This is a genomic window from Rheinheimera soli (genome assembly GCF_021290985.1).
GTDB lineage: Bacteria > Pseudomonadota > Gammaproteobacteria > Enterobacterales > Alteromonadaceae > Pararheinheimera > Pararheinheimera soli.
Genome location: NZ_JAJOYU010000012.1, coordinates 82,418 through 98,750, shown reverse-complemented (window position 1 = coordinate 98,750; position 16,333 = coordinate 82,418). Strand labels below are relative to the sequence as shown.

Sequence of the window (16,333 nt, the reverse complement as noted above, 5' to 3'; positions counted from 1 at the left end):
TATACTCAATGAATTTTAAACTGGCGGCGGATACGACGTAGTAACCAGAAGATCCATGGCCAGACCGCAGCACCTGTTACTACTGGCCATAAATACGCCATAGTAAAGACTACCCCTGTTAAGAAATGACTGAGCCAAAAGATAAAATAGTGATAAAAAGCTAAAAACAACGCTGTGACTAAGCTTTGCTGCAAAATAGAGAAGTTACGGATTTTTAAATGATGCGCCGAGCAGAAATAAATAATGACTGAATAAGCCAGTGCATTCACACCAAGCACAGTGCCGACTAATACATCCAGTAAAAAACCTGTGACAAAAGCTGTGCCTATACTGACCCGAAATGGCAAAGCCAAAGCCCAGTAAAACAACACCAGCAAAGGCCAGTCAGGCCGGAATAACTTCACAATGGCTGGCAGTGGCACTACAGCCAGCACCAGCGCAAACATCAGGGACAAATACACCAGAATTAAACGATGCGACTTTTCCATCAGAAATCTCCTGCCACAGCAGCAGCTTCGGCATCAGGCGGTGCTATTTGCTCGTCAATTTCCGGTTTAGCTTTAGGCCAGACTAACAACACATAACGAATGCGATCCAACTGAGCATAAGGCCTTGCATACACCTGTAAAAACGGTTGCTGTGCATTACGAGTAATTCGCACCACTTCCGCCACAGGATAGCCTTCAGGGAAAATACCATCCAGACCAGAAGTAATGAGTTTATCGCCTTGTTGAATATCAGCGCTGTGCGGAATATGCATCAGCCGTACTTCATCGGACTGCCCTAAACCTTCAGCCACCACATGATCGCCATTGCGTTCAACCCGCATCGAAATAGCATGAGTGGTATCAGAAATTAATAAAGCCCGGCTGCTGGTAGGCCCGACGCTGACAATCTGCCCCAATACACCTAAATCATCAATCAAAGGCTGCTGCGCCACTACACCGTCGTTGCTGCCTTTGTTCAGAACGATTTGATTACTGAATGGATGGCTGTACACCGCCAATACTTCAGCCACCAAACGTTTGCTTTCGGCCACAGGCACAGAACCTAACAGGGAACGTAGTTTGTCGTTTTCCTGCTGCAAAAACTGCAGGCGCTGCATTTGGGTATTTTGCCGCAGCAAAGTTTCACGCAGCTTCTGGTTTTGCTCCAGTAAACGCTGGTGAGACATAAATTGTTCGGAGGCATCAGACATCATGGCCTGGGGTAAATTGGCCAGATAATACAAAGGACTCACAGTTGCAGTTAAATAACTACGCAACTGTGTGGAGCTGTCGGTAAATCTGTCCAGCGTCATCAGCCCAACGCTGCATAAGACTGCAAAAAACAGCCGTATTGGCAGAGATGGGCCACGCTCAAAGATAGGTTTCATTCAGGACTGACTTGTTAGTCGTAACTAAACACATCACCGCCATGCATGTCGATCATTTCTAAAGCTTTACCACCACCACGAGCTACGCAGGTCAGCGGGTCATCAGCTACAACCACCGGAATACCGGTTTCTTCCATCAGCAGGCGGTCTAAGTCACGCAATAAAGCGCCACCACCAGTTAATACCATGCCGCGTTCAGAAATATCTGACGCCAGTTCTGGCGGAGACTGTTCCAGTGCAACCATAACAGCAGAAACGATACCAGCCAAAGGCTCTTGTAAAGCTTCTAAAATTTCGTTGCTGGTCATAGTGAAGCTGCGAGGTACACCTTCAGCCAGGTTACGGCCACGTACTTCAATTTCCAGAATTTCATCGCTTGGGTAAGCAGAACCTATTTCTGTTTTGATACGTTCAGCTGTGGCTTCACCAATCAAGATGCCGTAGTTACGACGGATATAGTTGATGATGGCGTCGTCAAACTTGTCACCACCAATACGAACAGATGAGGAATACACCACACCGTTCAGAGAAATAATGGCAACTTCAGTAGTACCACCACCGATATCCACCACCATAGAACCTGTCGCTTCAGATACAGGTAAACCTGCACCAATAGCAGCGGCCATAGGCTCGTCGATTAAATACACTTCACGCGCGCCAGCACCCTGAGCTGATTCACGGATAGCACGGCGTTCTACTTGTGTAGATCCACAAGGCACACAGACCAGTACACGAGGGCTTGGACGCAGGAAACTGTTGCTGTGCGCTTGTTTGATAAAGTGCTGCAGCATTTTTTCAGTTACATAGAAGTCGGCAATAACACCGTCTTTCATTGGACGAATGGCTTTAATATTGCCAGGAGTACGGCCAAGCATACGCTTGGCGGCGTGGCCGACGGCCGCAACACTCTTAGGTCCGCCAGTTCTTTCCTGACGAATAGCAACTACTGAAGGCTCGTTCAGGACTATGCCCTGATCTTTTACATAGATGAGTGTATTGGCTGTCCCCAGGTCGATCGACAGATCATTTGAAAACAGACCACGCAGTTTATTTAACATGGAACAGACTAATCCTTTTAACTAAGAGGTGGTGACACAAGGTGCCCAAGAAAATGTCGCTTATTTTAAGTAACAAAACGCCAAGAAAATAGCTTTATCTTTAGTTTTTACCAAATTAAACCAAAGCCATTGAAAAGCCAAATGTTTCGTAGTCAGACAAGGCAAATGAAGTTAAGTTTTGTTGCGTTGAGAATATAAAATTGCTGGGGCGCGGGCTTGTCTTCGCATGCCTCACATCAGAATCCAATGCAAGACAGACTTACCCAGACGCCACTTTCATTAATTCAGCCTTTCCTGCCAGAAAATTTGGCGTTTATTGCCTTGATATCTGCCAAATTGAGCTTCAGCTGTCGGATCTGTGAGAATTACACCTCCCCCCCATGGAAACTTCAGATAGTTCAGAGCCGGCGGGATTTGATATTCCATCACTGCAGTGCCAGCAACGCCAGGGGCAGGAATAAAGATGTCCATATGCGGATTCTGCCCAACGACCACAGTTCCTGAGGCGCCGCCTTTTAATGTTGTTATGCCTGTCACATTTAAGTTTGCTACATCATAGCCAGTGCACCCGTCATTCTGATTGCGCTCAAATCGACCGCCACGCCAGTACTGACTTTGTAAAGTCACAGGCAAATCCTGATCTTCAGGGCCACCGGTATTTATTAATGCCAAACGGCCATAACGAATATCAAGCGTATTACCAAATTGCACAGCGTTACAATTTGTTAAGACAGAACAATCTGTCGCTGCTGTAGCATCCATATTCAAAGCAGATGACTCAAAATTACGATTATCTATCTCGGTTGCTACTCTCAAGCCCAACTGCAACGCCGAATAGGGTCCATCAGGAGTTAAATTTGGCAGCTTTTCAAAGACAGCTGTTGTACTGCTTAACACTCTGCGTCCGTCAATCCATGCCACAGAGTCAGTGCTCACCCTGGTGCCTAAGTCAATTCCTGCATTATTATTTTCTGCAACCAAACTAATACTTGCTGCACCACTATAGACTTTATTAGGTAGTGAATTGTAATTGGTCAGTACTGTAGTTCCATCCGCAGCTTTTGCTTCTAGTGTTGCCCGCACACTGATCGAATCAGAGCCCATATAACTAAAATCACCTGCGGTGCATGAGTCCTCCACTGAACTGCCCGTTGAGCTTAGCGCAAAATGATGAGGATAAAACCTGCCAACCACAACAGAAGGGTTGGTGGAAGCAGTATTGCCAGCCCCCAGATAATTATCATCCGCTATTTTGCCATTTAGCTGAATACTACCTACTTGCGTCCAACTTGCTGTGCTGGTTTCAAAACGTCCTGCAAAATCCTGGTCTGCAACAAAACCTGCTCCACTGCTTATAGCAGGATTTGAAATACAGTTGCTGGTTGCTTCAGCACAGCCAGCTCCTGTAATGATTGGGTAAACCAGTACCGAGTTCAATGCCAAAGTTTCTTCTGTATCCTCGTTGCCGAAATTTGGCGTTCTGTCCCCATCCCGGTTCAGAACATCCAGCACCACTTTAAAGTTCTCACCCGCAGCAACAAAACCTTCGCCAGTATTCGTAGTCGCAGGATTCGACGAACCATCTGTACGGCTTACAGACTGCACCACAATACGATCCGGCCGCACCACAAACTCATTACTTAGTGCTTCCAGAGGAACTTCAGGCTGGGTTGATGTTGCAGCTAAAACGAGACGAGCTTTGAGCTGTACTTTGCCAACATCGGTATACTTTAATGCAAAATCACTTTCTGCTGAGGCAAAAGCCAAAGGCGTACTTTGATACGACCAACTGTCTTCTGAATCATTTCTCTGAATAGCAATGTTGGTATTAGGAGTCAAGCTGGTATCCCGAACTCTTAACTCCTGTCCATCAATGCAACTCTTAGGGTCTACACACTTATAACCAAGACCTACGGTAGCAGAGGGAACAACACGCGCTGCACAAGCGCCTGTCTGCGGTATTGTCTCAATGATTTGTAGTTTATTTGTTTCCGCGCTCCAGACGCCTGCAATTTGATTTGCGATGGCAGAAAATCGCAGGGCCGCATCATTAAACTGAACACCACAACTGCTATCAGCAACGCCAGTATCACGGCATTGCACAGGGTTTGCCGGCAGCACACTGGAACTGGCCAGACTTAAAGTGGTGGAGCCGGTCGACGTTTTTGCCAAGGCTAAGGTACCAATACCATTGGTAAGATTGACTGTATTTCCTGCAGGCCAGCTTGCACTATTGTTTGCCGCAACAGTGACAGACACTGGCTGGGTATACAACTGAGAGCAATCTGCATTCAGACAAGCCCTGACTTCAACACTGTTACTTTGACAGGTAACACCTGAGTTGTAGTTAAATCTAAAATGATGGATAGGGTTGCCAATTTCAATGGGCACCGAAGGCAAAACAGAACAGACCTGCACATTGGTCAGTTCATGAAAATTGGTATTGGAGCCAGTAGAGCCGGTAAACGACAACAATAGGTTGGCTGGGGCTGCAGCCTGCCCCAGGCTCTGTAAGTTCTGGTTATTAATCAAAGTACTGTAAGTAGCTTGCCCACTGACTCGACGCTCTAGTCTAAATAGTCCACCCGGGACTGAAGTGGAGTCTATAGTGATTCTGTACCTATCACCACGACCAAAGCTTGCGCCATTCTGTAAAATAGGACTTAAGGTCGCTGTGCCTGCCAGCCACCTGTAGTTCGATGAGGCGGCGCCTCTCACACCAATAGTATTAGGCCTAAGATTGCCAATAAAACCGCCGACACGGCCTTCGTTTGCAAGAGAGTAATTACCATATTCATCAAAACCGACTCCCAACCAGCCGCCGCGAAACCCTTGGTTGCCATTATCACGCTGAGCATAACCAAGACTACCTCCAAAGCTACCAGGGAAAGGCACTTGTGTCGCATCAGAGAGCACAAGAGAAATACCATCTGCCCCATTACCACCATAAGCATAGTGATCAAACTCCACAGTTAAGCGATTACCTGCTGCCGGGAAACTACGTTTAAAGGTAATAGAAGTAGATTGATTTTGTGCATTCGTAGTTAAACGTAAACGACTTGGGCTGCTTTGTAGTGAAGGAGGGGTACTATTGAGATTTGTTTGATACCAGTTGACATCATTCGAAAAATTTTCTAAAAAACATTGCTCCGGAACACTACAACTAGCCGTTTGCGCGGCATAACCTGCAACTTGTGCAGCGGTTAGCTCAGAAGTAAAAAACCGGACTTCGTCGATTTGGCCTCTAATACCATTTGATCCATTTGGTAATGCACCAATAGATAATCCTCTATTACCATCGTTAGGAGTTTTGGCTGGGTTTCCATTGCCAATAGATTGATTGGGTATGTTATCTAAGAGCACATTGTCGACGTAAAGCCGCATACGCATGTTAGCTTTAGAATAGCTGACAGCGACATGATGCCATTGGCCGTTAAATACGTTGCCCACAGTTTCCACGTAACGTAAATCTTCATTTTGCATGCGAACAGCGAAACGCAGCGCTCCAGCGGAGGTCCTCAGCAGCTCAAAACGCCCGTCATCTTCGTCATTCACGCCATCGTCTGCACCATAGGCTAAGATGACCTGACGAGTTCCGGGTTGATCTGCGCCATTCATCCGGATCCATAGGGAAAAGCTAAAATCATCAGCACCATGAAAATAACTATTTCTTCCTATATCAACATAGGGATTATTCGATGAAGAAGTACCACGTTGAAAATCGCCATAAGTACAAGACGCTGGAGAAGGGCTGGTAATGGCAGTATTTGCGCCATTACGGGAGCGGCCATGTCTTAGGTTTACAGAGGAATCCAGTACTTGATTGTTGCTACCATTCCATAACACCTCATCAAATTTCCAGTAGGGCGTTGCAGAGCTTGAGTTACTTCCACCACAAGCTTGAGCCGGCACTTCCACTGGTAAGCAGTTACCATAAACCTGGCTGGAACCATTCACATAAACATAATGCCCAGAAACATTGGATGCATTTAAATCACCAAAAACCGTTGAATCGTTCAGATGAATATTACCTTGCTGAGAACTCATATCCGCATAAACTGTACTGTTGGTCACTGTGATGTCATTGGACTGCACAGTAACTTCTAACTGGGATGATGGCGAACCTATAATGCTATTAGTGATATAGGCAAAATTGCCACCTGCAACAGTCCCAGAAGTAAAAGTAGCATCTTCCAGTCTAAAGGTATTTCGCGAGGTAAACGTAAAGTCCCCTTGAATAGTACCTCCAGTGATGGTCATATTGCCCTGAGTGGTCGCGCCTCCATTGAGGTTAGTACCGCTAGTAGTTAGGCTATTCGCTGTAGAGGTTACAAGGCCAGCCACACTGCCACCGGTTAAAGCAATATCACTGTTTGCCGTTAGAGTAGAGCCAAAGGTGGTATTAATTGAAGTGATACCATTATATGCATTAACACTCCCTGTTATCGTTGCATTGTTTGACTGAAAATTTCCAGTCACAGCCACACTACCATTGACGACTGTTCCTGTCATCAACCGAACATTATTACTTGATCCATAGATGGAGCCATACAGAGTCGAACCTGTTAGCCGGGTCTCATTGCCCCCCTGAGCCTCAAGGTCAATGGTATAGCCCGTGCCTCCGAGGATAACGTTCGTTAAATTAAAGCCATTGTAAGACAAAATTCTGATGTTGGTATTCGATGTGATTCGGTCACCAGAGGCAACAGAAAGTGGCTGCCCCCAGGTGCAAACATACACATTTCCACTCCAGAATCCCTGATTACCGCTACATATTGCGGGGCGGTTTGGAGGAATAAGGCTATAGGTAGCCGCATTTGCCTGCGCCATTGTCAGCAGAGTTAAAACAATCAACAGAAAAAACAGTCGGACAGAAATCATTGTTGCATTACATTTCATAGTTCACTGCCTTCATACAACCCGCTATTGCCATACTTCCATTTCTATAGTTCTTAGAGTGTTTGTTTCGCCCCCACTGCAACTACCAGTACTACTTAACCAGAAGTGATAAACACCAGGCTCTATTGTACTTTCACGAGAAGAGCAACTGACAGTTACATTACAATTCAGCAGCCCTTGAGCCTGACTAAAGGTAGTCGCAAAAATAGGGCTGGTACAGGCAGCGATTGAATCATTAACATCCTGAATATCCAATGGATAAATGGATGCGACAGCACGTTCCATACCGGTTTGAGCTGCGAAAAATGCACGTGTCCCCAACACTTCCAGCGAAACAGACTCTGACGAGCTTTGTAGCAGCTTACTCATAGAGCCGACCAACAGAGTCATTACCACAATAATAAATAAAGCGATAACCAACATGCTGCCTTGCTGTTTATATGACGATTTTCGATTAGGGCACATTCGGAACATGAACCTCTTGGTTAAAAAACAACTCGTCGCCAAAAGAAGAACTAAAAGTTAAGTTCAGATGCACCACCGAGCTCCGGTTGAGCACTGCTTCATCCACACTGAATGCAGACAGATTAAAGTTAAGACCTTCTGCCATTAATACGCCTGACGAAAAAGCCGGAGTTGTGCTACTAAAACCATAGTGGCTATACCTTCGAAGCTGACCACTGGATTGCACACAAAAGGTAACAGGCTGACGCACTATATATAGTCTTTTACTGGGAGAGGATCGGCTAAACCATGCGCTACTGGAAAAATTTAAACTAATATCAAAACCTTCGCTAAGTGCTTCAATGCCGTATGGATCGTCGCTATCCAACGCAAAAAAAACACCAGGACTAATTTCCAATGCCTGATATATTTGAGTTGAGTCAGTCGCATAAACATAAACTCTGAGCCCTTCGGCAGCATATCGGGATTTATAAAGTTCCAGATCAGCCCATTGCTCTGTCAAACCGAAAAGTTGTAGATCTGGTTGAGCACTGAGCAGTGGTAGACTTGCGTATCGGGTGGCAACCAAAACAGGAGTAAACTCTACACACTTTTGGGTCGTTGACGTATGAATTCTGACACTATTAGGCAACGCGCTACGTAATTCTCTGGTTAAGCGCTCCAACGCAAAGCGGCTTTGGCTTAATAAACGGTCACGATCGGAGGCTTCTGCATACATCTTAGCGCCAACACCGAGATAGCTGCTGGTCGCAGTGGCAATAATTGTTAAAACCACAATCACCATAATAAGTTCAACCAGAGTAAAACCCTGCGATACAGAGCGACTTAAGCTCATTACCAATTACTCCGGTAGGCGCTGAAATCAATTTGCTGACCAGAAGGCACAACCACACTAACAGTGATTTTTTTAGCTGTATTTATATCAGTGGTATTTCCGGTCAACTCATCTCCTGCATAGCGCACATCTATGCATACCTTATAATTAAGATATTCGTCCTGCAGTGAAGTGCCCAAAATGTTTAGCAAGGACAAACCTGTACCGACAAAGCCATGAAAATCATCCACATCGTCATAATCATCACGAGCAGTTTCATTTAATTCAGGTCCCCAGCAGCTACCACCTGAACACATACGCCCTTGAGCGACTTGATCTTTGCACGCAATTGGCTCTGCAATATTAGGCATGACAGTACAAGAAGTTGCGCCAGGTTCTATGCTGGGTGTAGCACCACAACGATAATCTCCCCCAGCCTTGTCTGAGTTTTCATCAAAAGAGCGTGCCATAATTTCATTCATAAAACTCTGGCCAAGCTCAGCAGCTCTGACTTGGTGCCATGGATCGGTGCTGCGCTGATACAAAGGACCTAAAACACCAGTAATTATTGTTAAGGCGATCGCCAGTATTACTATGCCGATCACTAACTCAATCAACGTAAAAGCAGCTTGTTGTTGTGGTGAGGCAACTCCTGAGGGTTTTAACATGGATGTATGTAACCTTCGGATTCAATACAGATGCTGTAGGTCATTGCGTCGGATATCTGTATTCGTAGCCCATTCGGGAAACGCACCCGCGAATTGTTGACCGCCTGGCCTAAGGAGTTAAATCTAAACAAAAAAGGCAGCGACAATACATTACCTGGGCCAGTCGCAGAATCATAAATAGAAAAAATGATGTTGGTGCCGGCTGGAAGACGAAAATTCAAGGAAGATTCAGCAGCGGTCGCTGTTAAAGCAGGAACACCAGCAGCAGGGAAAGACGCAGGGTCAGAAAGGCATGGGTTCACATCTGGCCGCCCCAACTGGGTGCTGGTCAAAATTAGCTGGTGACAACGAGTAATTCTTTGGGCAGCGTCTTCAGTATCTAAAAAGATACTATTGGTCTGCTGCATAGCTTGAGTTTGCATACGGCGCAGGATAGAAATCATCTGGTCCTGCACCGTTGCTTCTTCAACACCACTTTTGCCCAAAAATCTGGGCAAAGCGGTGACAGAGATGATACCAAGTAGAATAACTACAATAATCAGTTCTATTAAGGTAAATCCCGAAGCCCTATCCGGCATAGAATCTCCTCAATACCTGAATATTAACTACAGGTTGGCTCAACAGCAATTGTTGGGCGAGTTGCTGCTGTTATGCCAGTAGCTGCAGTGTAAGTGACACGACATGTAGCGGTAGCAGCGCGTAAGTCCTGTAAGTTATTTCCCAGCAATGCAGTTCCGGCAGCAACGGTTAAAGCAGGCGTTAATGCTGCTCCTGATGCATTATCATGCACCACAATACCGCCATCTAGTGCAGCGATTGCCTGCAACGATGCTACTGACGCTGCTGGAGCGCCGAACACTACATCAACGCCAGTTGCACAGCGAGTAGCCGTTGTTGCAGCAATTTCAATAGCTGTTGCGGCACGCACAACATTATTATCAAAACACGATAAAGCAGCAGTGTTTTGCCCAGTAATGATAGCTTTGCCTTCAATCAAACTCATACCTGCTCGCAGACTGCCCTCTATGCCACGCAACACCGACAACTTGGCGTCACCCTGGAAATTCAGAAAACGTGGCGCTGCTGTAACGGCCAGAATACCTAAAATTACGATCACGATGATCAGTTCAACCAAGGTAAAACCTTGTTGAGTTTTATTAATAGTTTTCATACTTCTTACCTCTGTTTATAAAATAAATTGGTTAGTTTGGTTTATTTTTGAATACGGACACAGCACCATTTACAGGACTGTAACTAAAGCCATTGAATACATCATCGGCGGCCCGTGCAGGAATAGCGGTCAAACCGCTGGCCTGGTAGTAGAAGCACTGGGTTGCAGCTGTAGCTGTATTAGCTTGCACAAACAAAGTATTACCTGCCAATTGGTTTACATTATTAATCGGAGTTGTAGTATTTTGAGCTATTGAACTTGGAGCGTTTTGTAAAATCAGGTTCAATACTTCACGGCATTTCGCATCTGTCATCGCGTTGTCTTGTGAATTCCCTGCTGCTATTGGCGCCATAGTTGGGAAACCAAAAGCTTCGCCAGCATCTAGCGTGCCTGTTGCATTCACACCAATTTGGGTGCCATCAACAGTGACGATACTCATATCTGCATTAGCAACGCCTGTTAAGAAGTTAGCTCTTGGCCGACCTTCTACTTCCCACTGCCCGCGAACTAAACCAACAGCAGACGCAAAACCACCTGCTATGCCATCAATAGAAGCGTCTTCAGCCTGTTCTGTCACATTTAAAAACCGTGGCAAAGCTGTTGCTGCCAATAAACCTAAAATTATCACTACAATGATAATTTCGATAATAGTGAAACCACTTTGTCGTCTCATTTTGTTAACTCCACATCTTTATTTGTTAGTCTATCGCTAATTGCGCTCATTTTACCCACTATTGCCAAGTTGTCTTCTGTTTTTTTCATTTTTACCGATTATTTGCTAACCACCTTTGTAGGCATTTAACATATCCCACATAGGTGTAAATATACCCAAAGCTAAAACAAGTACCATAACAGAAACAATTGAAATCAGGATCGGTTCTATCTTTGCGGTAAGTGCTTTCAAGTCGTATGCCACTTCTCGCTCATAAAATGAAGCGACTTCCGTCAACATTTCGTCAACCTGGCCTGTTTCTTCACCCACAGCCAACATTTGCAGCACTAAAGGGGTAAACAACTCACTTTGTACTGCCACCCTCAGCAAGCTTTCCCCCCGTTCAATGTTTTTCCTCATTTCACGGATTTTTTCTGCCATATAGTCGTTGTCTACAGCCTCAGCAACCAGAGTTAAAGCTGAAGTTAAAGGCACTCCGGCTCTGAGCATCATAGAGAAACTACGACTAAAACGCCCTAAAGTAGCTCTGACTAAAATAGACCCCATCAGTGGCATTTGTAGCTTCCAGTAACTCCATTGATGACGGCCTTTATCTGTTTGCAAATAGAGTTTCAAAGCCCAGACAGCTCCTATTAATACAGTGAGCATCAGTTGCCAATGATTCACAAACAAGTTGGAGCTGGCCAGTAAAAGCTTGGTTGCCCAAGGCAACTCTGTATTAAATTTAGCAAACATTGAGGCAAACTGTGGGATCACCATAATATTCATAATCACCATAGCGATGCTGATGGCAATGAGTACAAAAGTAGGGTAACGGGTGGCTTGTTTGATTTGCTTTCTGGTTTCCATCTCCTGCTCGAAATAGCCGGAAAGTTGTAAAAAAGACTCGTCTAAACGACCTGTGTTTTCGCCAACATGCACTATAGACACAACCAAACGACTGAATATTTGAGGATGCAGCGCCATTGCAGCAGACAAAGTACGGCCTTTCTCCAGCTGATCAGCTAAATCCAGCAGCACTGTATTTAACGCTGTAGAGCTGGTGCTTTCCGCTAACCCGACAATAGCCCGAATAATGGGAATACCAGCTTTCATCAGAGAATACATCTGGCGGGAAAAAATAATCAGCTCAGTGACACTAACTCGTTGCCAGGGCCAGACAATAGCGGAGCTGGCCTGCTTTTCATCCTGCATTTGTATTTTGATAGGGATCTGACTGCGTTGCAGCAACATATCAGCCACTGCGGTTTCACTGCTGGCTTCAATGCTGCCGCTGACGGACTGACCTTGTCTGTCTCTGGCTGTGTAGCTGAAGGTGGCCATTAGTTAAGTACCTGCTCTGCGGCCACTGTGCTGACAGGTTCTTCCAGTTCAAGGTATTCTGAAACCTTAATGACTTCCTCTATGCTGGTCAGGCCCTGCATCGCATAATCCAGCGCCATATCTCCCAAAGGACGGAAGCCTTCGTTAGTGCGGGCCGCTATAGCAAAACCTTCAGCATCACTGCGACGCAATGCATCAGCCATTTCACGGTTCATGACCAGTAATTCAAACACACCAATACGGCCTGAATAGCCAGTGTGATTGCAATTCTGACAACCTTCGCCAGCCCAGAATTGCTGGCCCGGCGCTATATGTTTATGCTGCAACCAGCTGATTTCGGAAGAATCCGGCGTGTAAGGCTTTTTACAATGAGAGCATAAACGCCGAACCAGCCGCTGTGCCAGAATAGCTCTTAACGCGCTGGCAACCAAATACTCAGCTGCCCCCATATCAATCAAACGTAAGGTACTGCTGATGGCATCGTTGGTGTGTAAAGTGGATAACACTAAGTGACCTGTTAAAGCACCACGCAAACCAATTTCTGCGGTTTCCTGATCCCGCATCTCACCGACCATGATGATATCCGGATCCTGACGTAAGCTGGTTCTTAACACGCTACTGAACGTCAGGCCAATTTTATGGTTCACCTGCACCTGATTAATGCGGGGTAAACGGTATTCGACCGGATCTTCGACGGTAATAATTTTATTACCCTCTTTATTCAGTTCACTGAGCATGCCATACAAACTGGTGGTTTTACCTGAACCTGTAGGACCAGTCACCAGAATCATGCCATGAGGTGTTTTTAAAATACGACGTAAACGTTTGAGCAACGCATCCGGCATACCTGTTTGTTCCATCGTCAGTAAACCTGCCGACTGATCCAACAAACGCATCACCACGGATTCGCCATACTGCACCGGCATGGTCGACATACGCACATCTATGGTACGGCCTTTAATTTTGATTTGGAAACGGCCATCCTGGGGTAAACGTTTTTCCGATATATCCAACTGAGCCATCAACTTTAACCGCAATACCAGAGCCGGTACTATGCTGACTTCTTTCAGTACGTTTTCCTGCAATACACCATCGACACGCTGGCGAATTCGCAACAGTTTTTCGTCAGGTTCGATATGAATATCCGAAGCCCGCACCTGTACTGCATCCTCAAAAATAGATTGCAGTAGTTTAACGATGGTATTGTCGTTATCTGTTGGGTCGCTTAAAGCACCAAAATCCAGAATATCGGTTTCGGCGTACTCTTCTTTGAGCTGAGTGGCAAAGCTTTCGATTTGTTTGGTTCGACGGTACAAACGATCAAAAGCACTGATCAGTTGGCTTTCACGGACTATCGCAATTGAAATTTCTTTAGGCGCCAGCATAGGCGCTATCTGGTCCAAAACCGACAAATCAGCAGGATCGCTCATGCCAAGCAGTACAGAACTGCCTCTGTCTTCCAGCACTAAAGCCCGGAAACGACGGGCATGAACTTCGGGCAACAGGGCCACAGCTTTGGGGTCAATTTGCTGCTGGCCTATATCCAGTAAATCTACTTTCAGCTGTTGTGACAAAAACTGTAGTAATTGATCCTCAGTTAAAAACTGCATATCAATAAGGCTGCTACCCAGCTTACGGCCGGTTTTTTGCTGCTGCGCTAATGCTTGCTGCAGTTGTTGCTCACTGATGATGTTTTCATGCACCAACAGATCGCCAAGCCGCATTTTTAGTCTGGGTTTTAACATAAAATCACTCTAACGCCGCGATGCGTTTTTTTACATAGTCCAGGCTGGCTGACGACAAGCCAAAACCATTCACTGCAACCTGCCGATACGCCAGCAATGCTTGTTCCTGTTGCTGCAGCGCGTCGTAACTTAACGCCATACCTAACCACCAGCGTGCCTGCTCTGGTTGCTGTCTGGCCAGTTGCTGAAACACTTGCACAGATTGCGCATGCTGATTCGTTTTCTGCAGTGCTGCAGCCTTTAACGCATAAAAGTCGGTGTAATTAAAAATATCAGGTTCGTACTGCAAGTAAGTCAGGGCTTTAACCCAATCTTGTTGCTTAATCGCCAATGCAGCCAATGCCATAGATACTTTAGGATCCTGCACGCCCGCAGCGTTAGCCTGTTCAAGTATCTGTACCGCGCCAGCATCATTGCGCTGAATTTGCGCCAAACGCGATAACTCTAAATAAGCATGACTTGATGCAGGTTCCAACTGCCGAATTTGCTGCCAGTGACTGACAGCCTGATTCAGATTACCGACAGACTCCGCCTTTTTTGCTTTTTGCTGCAGCAAATCTTTTTGTTGCTCAGGGCTGAGTTGTACTTTTTCAATCGCCAGAGAACGGGGTTTGTCTGACGACTGCGGCGCCTCATTCCAGTCAGGTTCAATAACAGTCTCTGACTCTGCGGCAAAGTCACTGCTTTGATCAAATTCGGAGATCTGAACTTCATCCGTCGCAACAGTATCAGCTAAAAAATCAGTGCTGCTGGCAGCAACAGGCTCAGCTAAAACTACTTGCACTACCCGTTCTTCTGCTACCGGCTGACTGGCAAAGGGTTTCAGTTTAGGCTCAGCTACAACCTCGGGCGTATCGGCCTTTGACTTACCCAGCTCTGCTGCCAATTCTGGTGAAATTCGGCTGGCGACTACATCCTGCAAAGTAACAACTTGCTCGGTGGGTGTTGATACAGCGGCAAGGTTCTGAGCTGCAGGAACCAACTGATTGACAGCAGCTAACGGATGCACTTGCCCTTTTTGCACTTCAGCAGCTGTAACCGTCTGCTCGGTTTTAATAGAAAAGCGTTCCATATACCAGGCCTGACCACACCAGCCTGCGAATAAAGCGAGAGGCACTGCGCCCCACAACAGTAAATGTGTTTTGCGTTGAGGTTTGAAACTGGCAAAACCTCTGTGCTGCTGCTGTTGTTGCTGCTTGTCTAAATCACGCAACATTTTATTGATCACGCTCATAACCACAGCTCCCTGAAATGCCAGGCTGTGGCGACGGTAATCATCAGTAAAGACACCAGCACTCCCTGCCATATAGGATTAAGGCCTGACATATGATCTCTGACATCTTCGGTATCTTTTGCGGCATAACGTATATGCCTGGTATCAACCTGCAGCTTATTTTCACCAAAAGCCAGCATCAGGCCCTTATGACTTAATACATTCACTAAACGTGGGATCCCTCTGCTGTATTTCCAAATCGCTTTTAATGCGCCGGGCGAAAACAATGGCTGGCGTACACCAGCTATATCGATGCGGGCACTTACATAGGCCTGCACTTCGTAATAAGACATTCCCCGTAAAAAATAGGAAAAACTCACACGCTGACGTAATTGGCGAAATTTGTAACTGGCTAAACGTTTATCCAGCTCGGGTTGGCCAAACAACACCACCTGCAACAGTTTACGTTGTTCAGTTTCAAGATTGGTCAGCAAGCGCAGGGCTTCCAGCGTATCGTCCGGCAAAGCTTGGGCTTCATCAATAATCAGCACCACTCTTTTGCCTTCAGCTGCAAATGCAACCAGGCAATGCTGCACCAATTGCACTAATTGCTGATTATCGATGGTGTCGGATTGTTTTAATCCCAACTCGGTAGCAAAAGCCCAGCGTAATTCAAGTGGAGACAAATAAGGATCCGGAATATAGGCAATAACCCAGTCGTCCGCTGCTTCGTTCATCAGCTTACGGCATAACATGGTTTTGCCTGTCCCCACTTCACCTGTCACTTTGATAAAACCTTCGCCTACATTCAAGGCTGTGGTTAAGACTTCTAAGGCTTCATGATGTTGGGGTAAATCGACATAAAACGCCGTGTTTGGAGTCAAACTAAAAGGGGTTTGCTGTAAACCAAAGTGGCGTAAATACAACAT

At 45.9% G+C, this 16,333-nt stretch carries 14 protein-coding genes; all 14 read right to left on the bottom strand.

Annotation, left to right across the window (positions count from 1 at the left end):
• Positions 1-5: 5 nt before the first annotated feature.
• Entirely contained in the window at positions 6-488 is a 483-nt protein-coding gene (mreD, locus tag LSG37_RS10425) for a rod shape-determining protein MreD (protein ID WP_233079812.1), read from the bottom strand.
• Positions 488-1,375 (bottom strand): rod shape-determining protein MreC, encoded by an 888-nt coding sequence (gene mreC, locus LSG37_RS10420; protein WP_233079811.1) that lies wholly within the window; start codon positions 1,373-1,375, stop codon positions 488-490. The genes mreD and mreC overlap by 1 nt, the downstream gene beginning before the upstream one ends.
• Before the next feature lie 14 nt (positions 1,376-1,389).
• Positions 1,390-2,433 carry a rod shape-determining protein gene (locus LSG37_RS10415; protein WP_046521342.1) on the bottom strand — a complete coding sequence of 348 codons (1,044 nt, stop codon included), beginning with the start codon at positions 2,431-2,433 and terminating at the stop codon, positions 1,390-1,392.
• A gap of 279 nt (positions 2,434-2,712) precedes the next feature.
• Complete coding sequence (locus LSG37_RS10410; RefSeq protein ID WP_233079810.1) at positions 2,713-7,332, bottom strand: LamG-like jellyroll fold domain-containing protein; 4,620 nt, start codon at positions 7,330-7,332, stop codon at positions 2,713-2,715.
• A 24-nt stretch (positions 7,333-7,356) separates the two neighbouring features.
• Positions 7,357-7,755 (bottom strand): type II secretory pathway component, encoded by a 399-nt coding sequence (locus LSG37_RS10405; protein WP_233079809.1) that lies wholly within the window; start codon positions 7,753-7,755, stop codon positions 7,357-7,359.
• A 31-nt stretch (positions 7,756-7,786) separates the two neighbouring features.
• Positions 7,787-8,632 (bottom strand): PilW family protein, encoded by an 846-nt coding sequence (locus LSG37_RS10400; protein WP_233079808.1) that lies wholly within the window; start codon positions 8,630-8,632, stop codon positions 7,787-7,789.
• Positions 8,632-9,279, bottom strand: a complete 648-nt coding sequence (locus tag LSG37_RS10395) for a type IV pilus modification PilV family protein (RefSeq protein ID WP_233079807.1) — start codon at positions 9,277-9,279, stop codon at positions 8,632-8,634. Before LSG37_RS10395 ends, LSG37_RS10400 begins: the two co-directional genes overlap by 1 nt.
• Positions 9,273-9,857 (bottom strand): prepilin-type N-terminal cleavage/methylation domain-containing protein, encoded by a 585-nt coding sequence (locus LSG37_RS10390; RefSeq protein ID WP_233079806.1) that lies wholly within the window; start codon positions 9,855-9,857, stop codon positions 9,273-9,275. The genes LSG37_RS10395 and LSG37_RS10390 overlap by 7 nt, the downstream gene beginning before the upstream one ends.
• A gap of 23 nt (positions 9,858-9,880) precedes the next feature.
• Positions 9,881-10,450, bottom strand: coding sequence for a prepilin-type N-terminal cleavage/methylation domain-containing protein (locus LSG37_RS21240; protein ID WP_269836548.1), 570 nt, complete (start codon positions 10,448-10,450; stop codon positions 9,881-9,883).
• A gap of 31 nt (positions 10,451-10,481) precedes the next feature.
• Positions 10,482-11,123, bottom strand: coding sequence for a prepilin-type N-terminal cleavage/methylation domain-containing protein (locus LSG37_RS10380; protein WP_233079805.1), 642 nt, complete (start codon positions 11,121-11,123; stop codon positions 10,482-10,484).
• A gap of 105 nt (positions 11,124-11,228) precedes the next feature.
• Entirely contained in the window at positions 11,229-12,446 is a 1,218-nt protein-coding gene (locus LSG37_RS10375) for a type II secretion system F family protein (protein WP_233079804.1), read from the bottom strand.
• On the bottom strand, positions 12,446-14,191 hold the full coding sequence (locus LSG37_RS10370) for a GspE/PulE family protein (RefSeq protein WP_233079803.1): 1,746 nt from the start codon (positions 14,189-14,191) through the stop codon (positions 12,446-12,448). Before LSG37_RS10370 ends, LSG37_RS10375 begins: the two co-directional genes overlap by 1 nt.
• Before the next feature lie 4 nt (positions 14,192-14,195).
• The gene (locus LSG37_RS10365; RefSeq protein ID WP_233079802.1) at positions 14,196-15,425 is read right to left on the bottom strand and encodes a tetratricopeptide repeat protein; all 1,230 of its coding nucleotides are present in this window, start codon (positions 15,423-15,425) and stop codon (positions 14,196-14,198) included.
• A complete protein-coding gene (locus LSG37_RS10360) occupies positions 15,422-16,333 on the bottom strand; it encodes an ExeA family protein (RefSeq protein ID WP_233079801.1) in 912 nt (303 codons plus the stop codon). Before LSG37_RS10360 ends, LSG37_RS10365 begins: the two co-directional genes overlap by 4 nt.

Coding starts and splice junctions, on each gene's coding strand:
- LSG37_RS10390 (WP_233079806.1), bottom strand. CDS start 9,857: ATGCCGGATAGGGCTTCGGGATTTACCTTAATAGAACTGATTATTGTA.
- LSG37_RS10405 (WP_233079809.1), bottom strand. CDS start 7,755: ATGTTGGTTATCGCTTTATTTATTATTGTGGTAATGACTCTGTTGGTC.
- mreD (WP_233079812.1), bottom strand. CDS start 488: ATGGAAAAGTCGCATCGTTTAATTCTGGTGTATTTGTCCCTGATGTTT.
- LSG37_RS10380 (WP_233079805.1), bottom strand. CDS start 11,123: ATGAGACGACAAAGTGGTTTCACTATTATCGAAATTATCATTGTAGTG.
- LSG37_RS10370 (WP_233079803.1), bottom strand. CDS start 14,191: ATGTTAAAACCCAGACTAAAAATGCGGCTTGGCGATCTGTTGGTGCAT.
- LSG37_RS10410 (WP_233079810.1), bottom strand. CDS start 7,332: ATGAAATGTAATGCAACAATGATTTCTGTCCGACTGTTTTTTCTGTTG.
- LSG37_RS10400 (WP_233079808.1), bottom strand. CDS start 8,632: ATGAGCTTAAGTCGCTCTGTATCGCAGGGTTTTACTCTGGTTGAACTT.
- LSG37_RS10415 (WP_046521342.1), bottom strand. CDS start 2,433: ATGTTAAATAAACTGCGTGGTCTGTTTTCAAATGATCTGTCGATCGAC.
- LSG37_RS10360 (WP_233079801.1), bottom strand. CDS start 16,333: ATGTTGTATTTACGCCACTTTGGTTTACAGCAAACCCCTTTTAGTTTG.
- LSG37_RS10375 (WP_233079804.1), bottom strand. CDS start 12,446: ATGGCCACCTTCAGCTACACAGCCAGAGACAGACAAGGTCAGTCCGTC.
- LSG37_RS10395 (WP_233079807.1), bottom strand. CDS start 9,279: ATGTTAAAACCCTCAGGAGTTGCCTCACCACAACAACAAGCTGCTTTT.
- mreC (WP_233079811.1), bottom strand. CDS start 1,375: ATGAAACCTATCTTTGAGCGTGGCCCATCTCTGCCAATACGGCTGTTT.
- LSG37_RS21240 (WP_269836548.1), bottom strand. CDS start 10,450: ATGAAAACTATTAATAAAACTCAACAAGGTTTTACCTTGGTTGAACTG.
- LSG37_RS10365 (WP_233079802.1), bottom strand. CDS start 15,425: ATGAGCGTGATCAATAAAATGTTGCGTGATTTAGACAAGCAGCAACAA.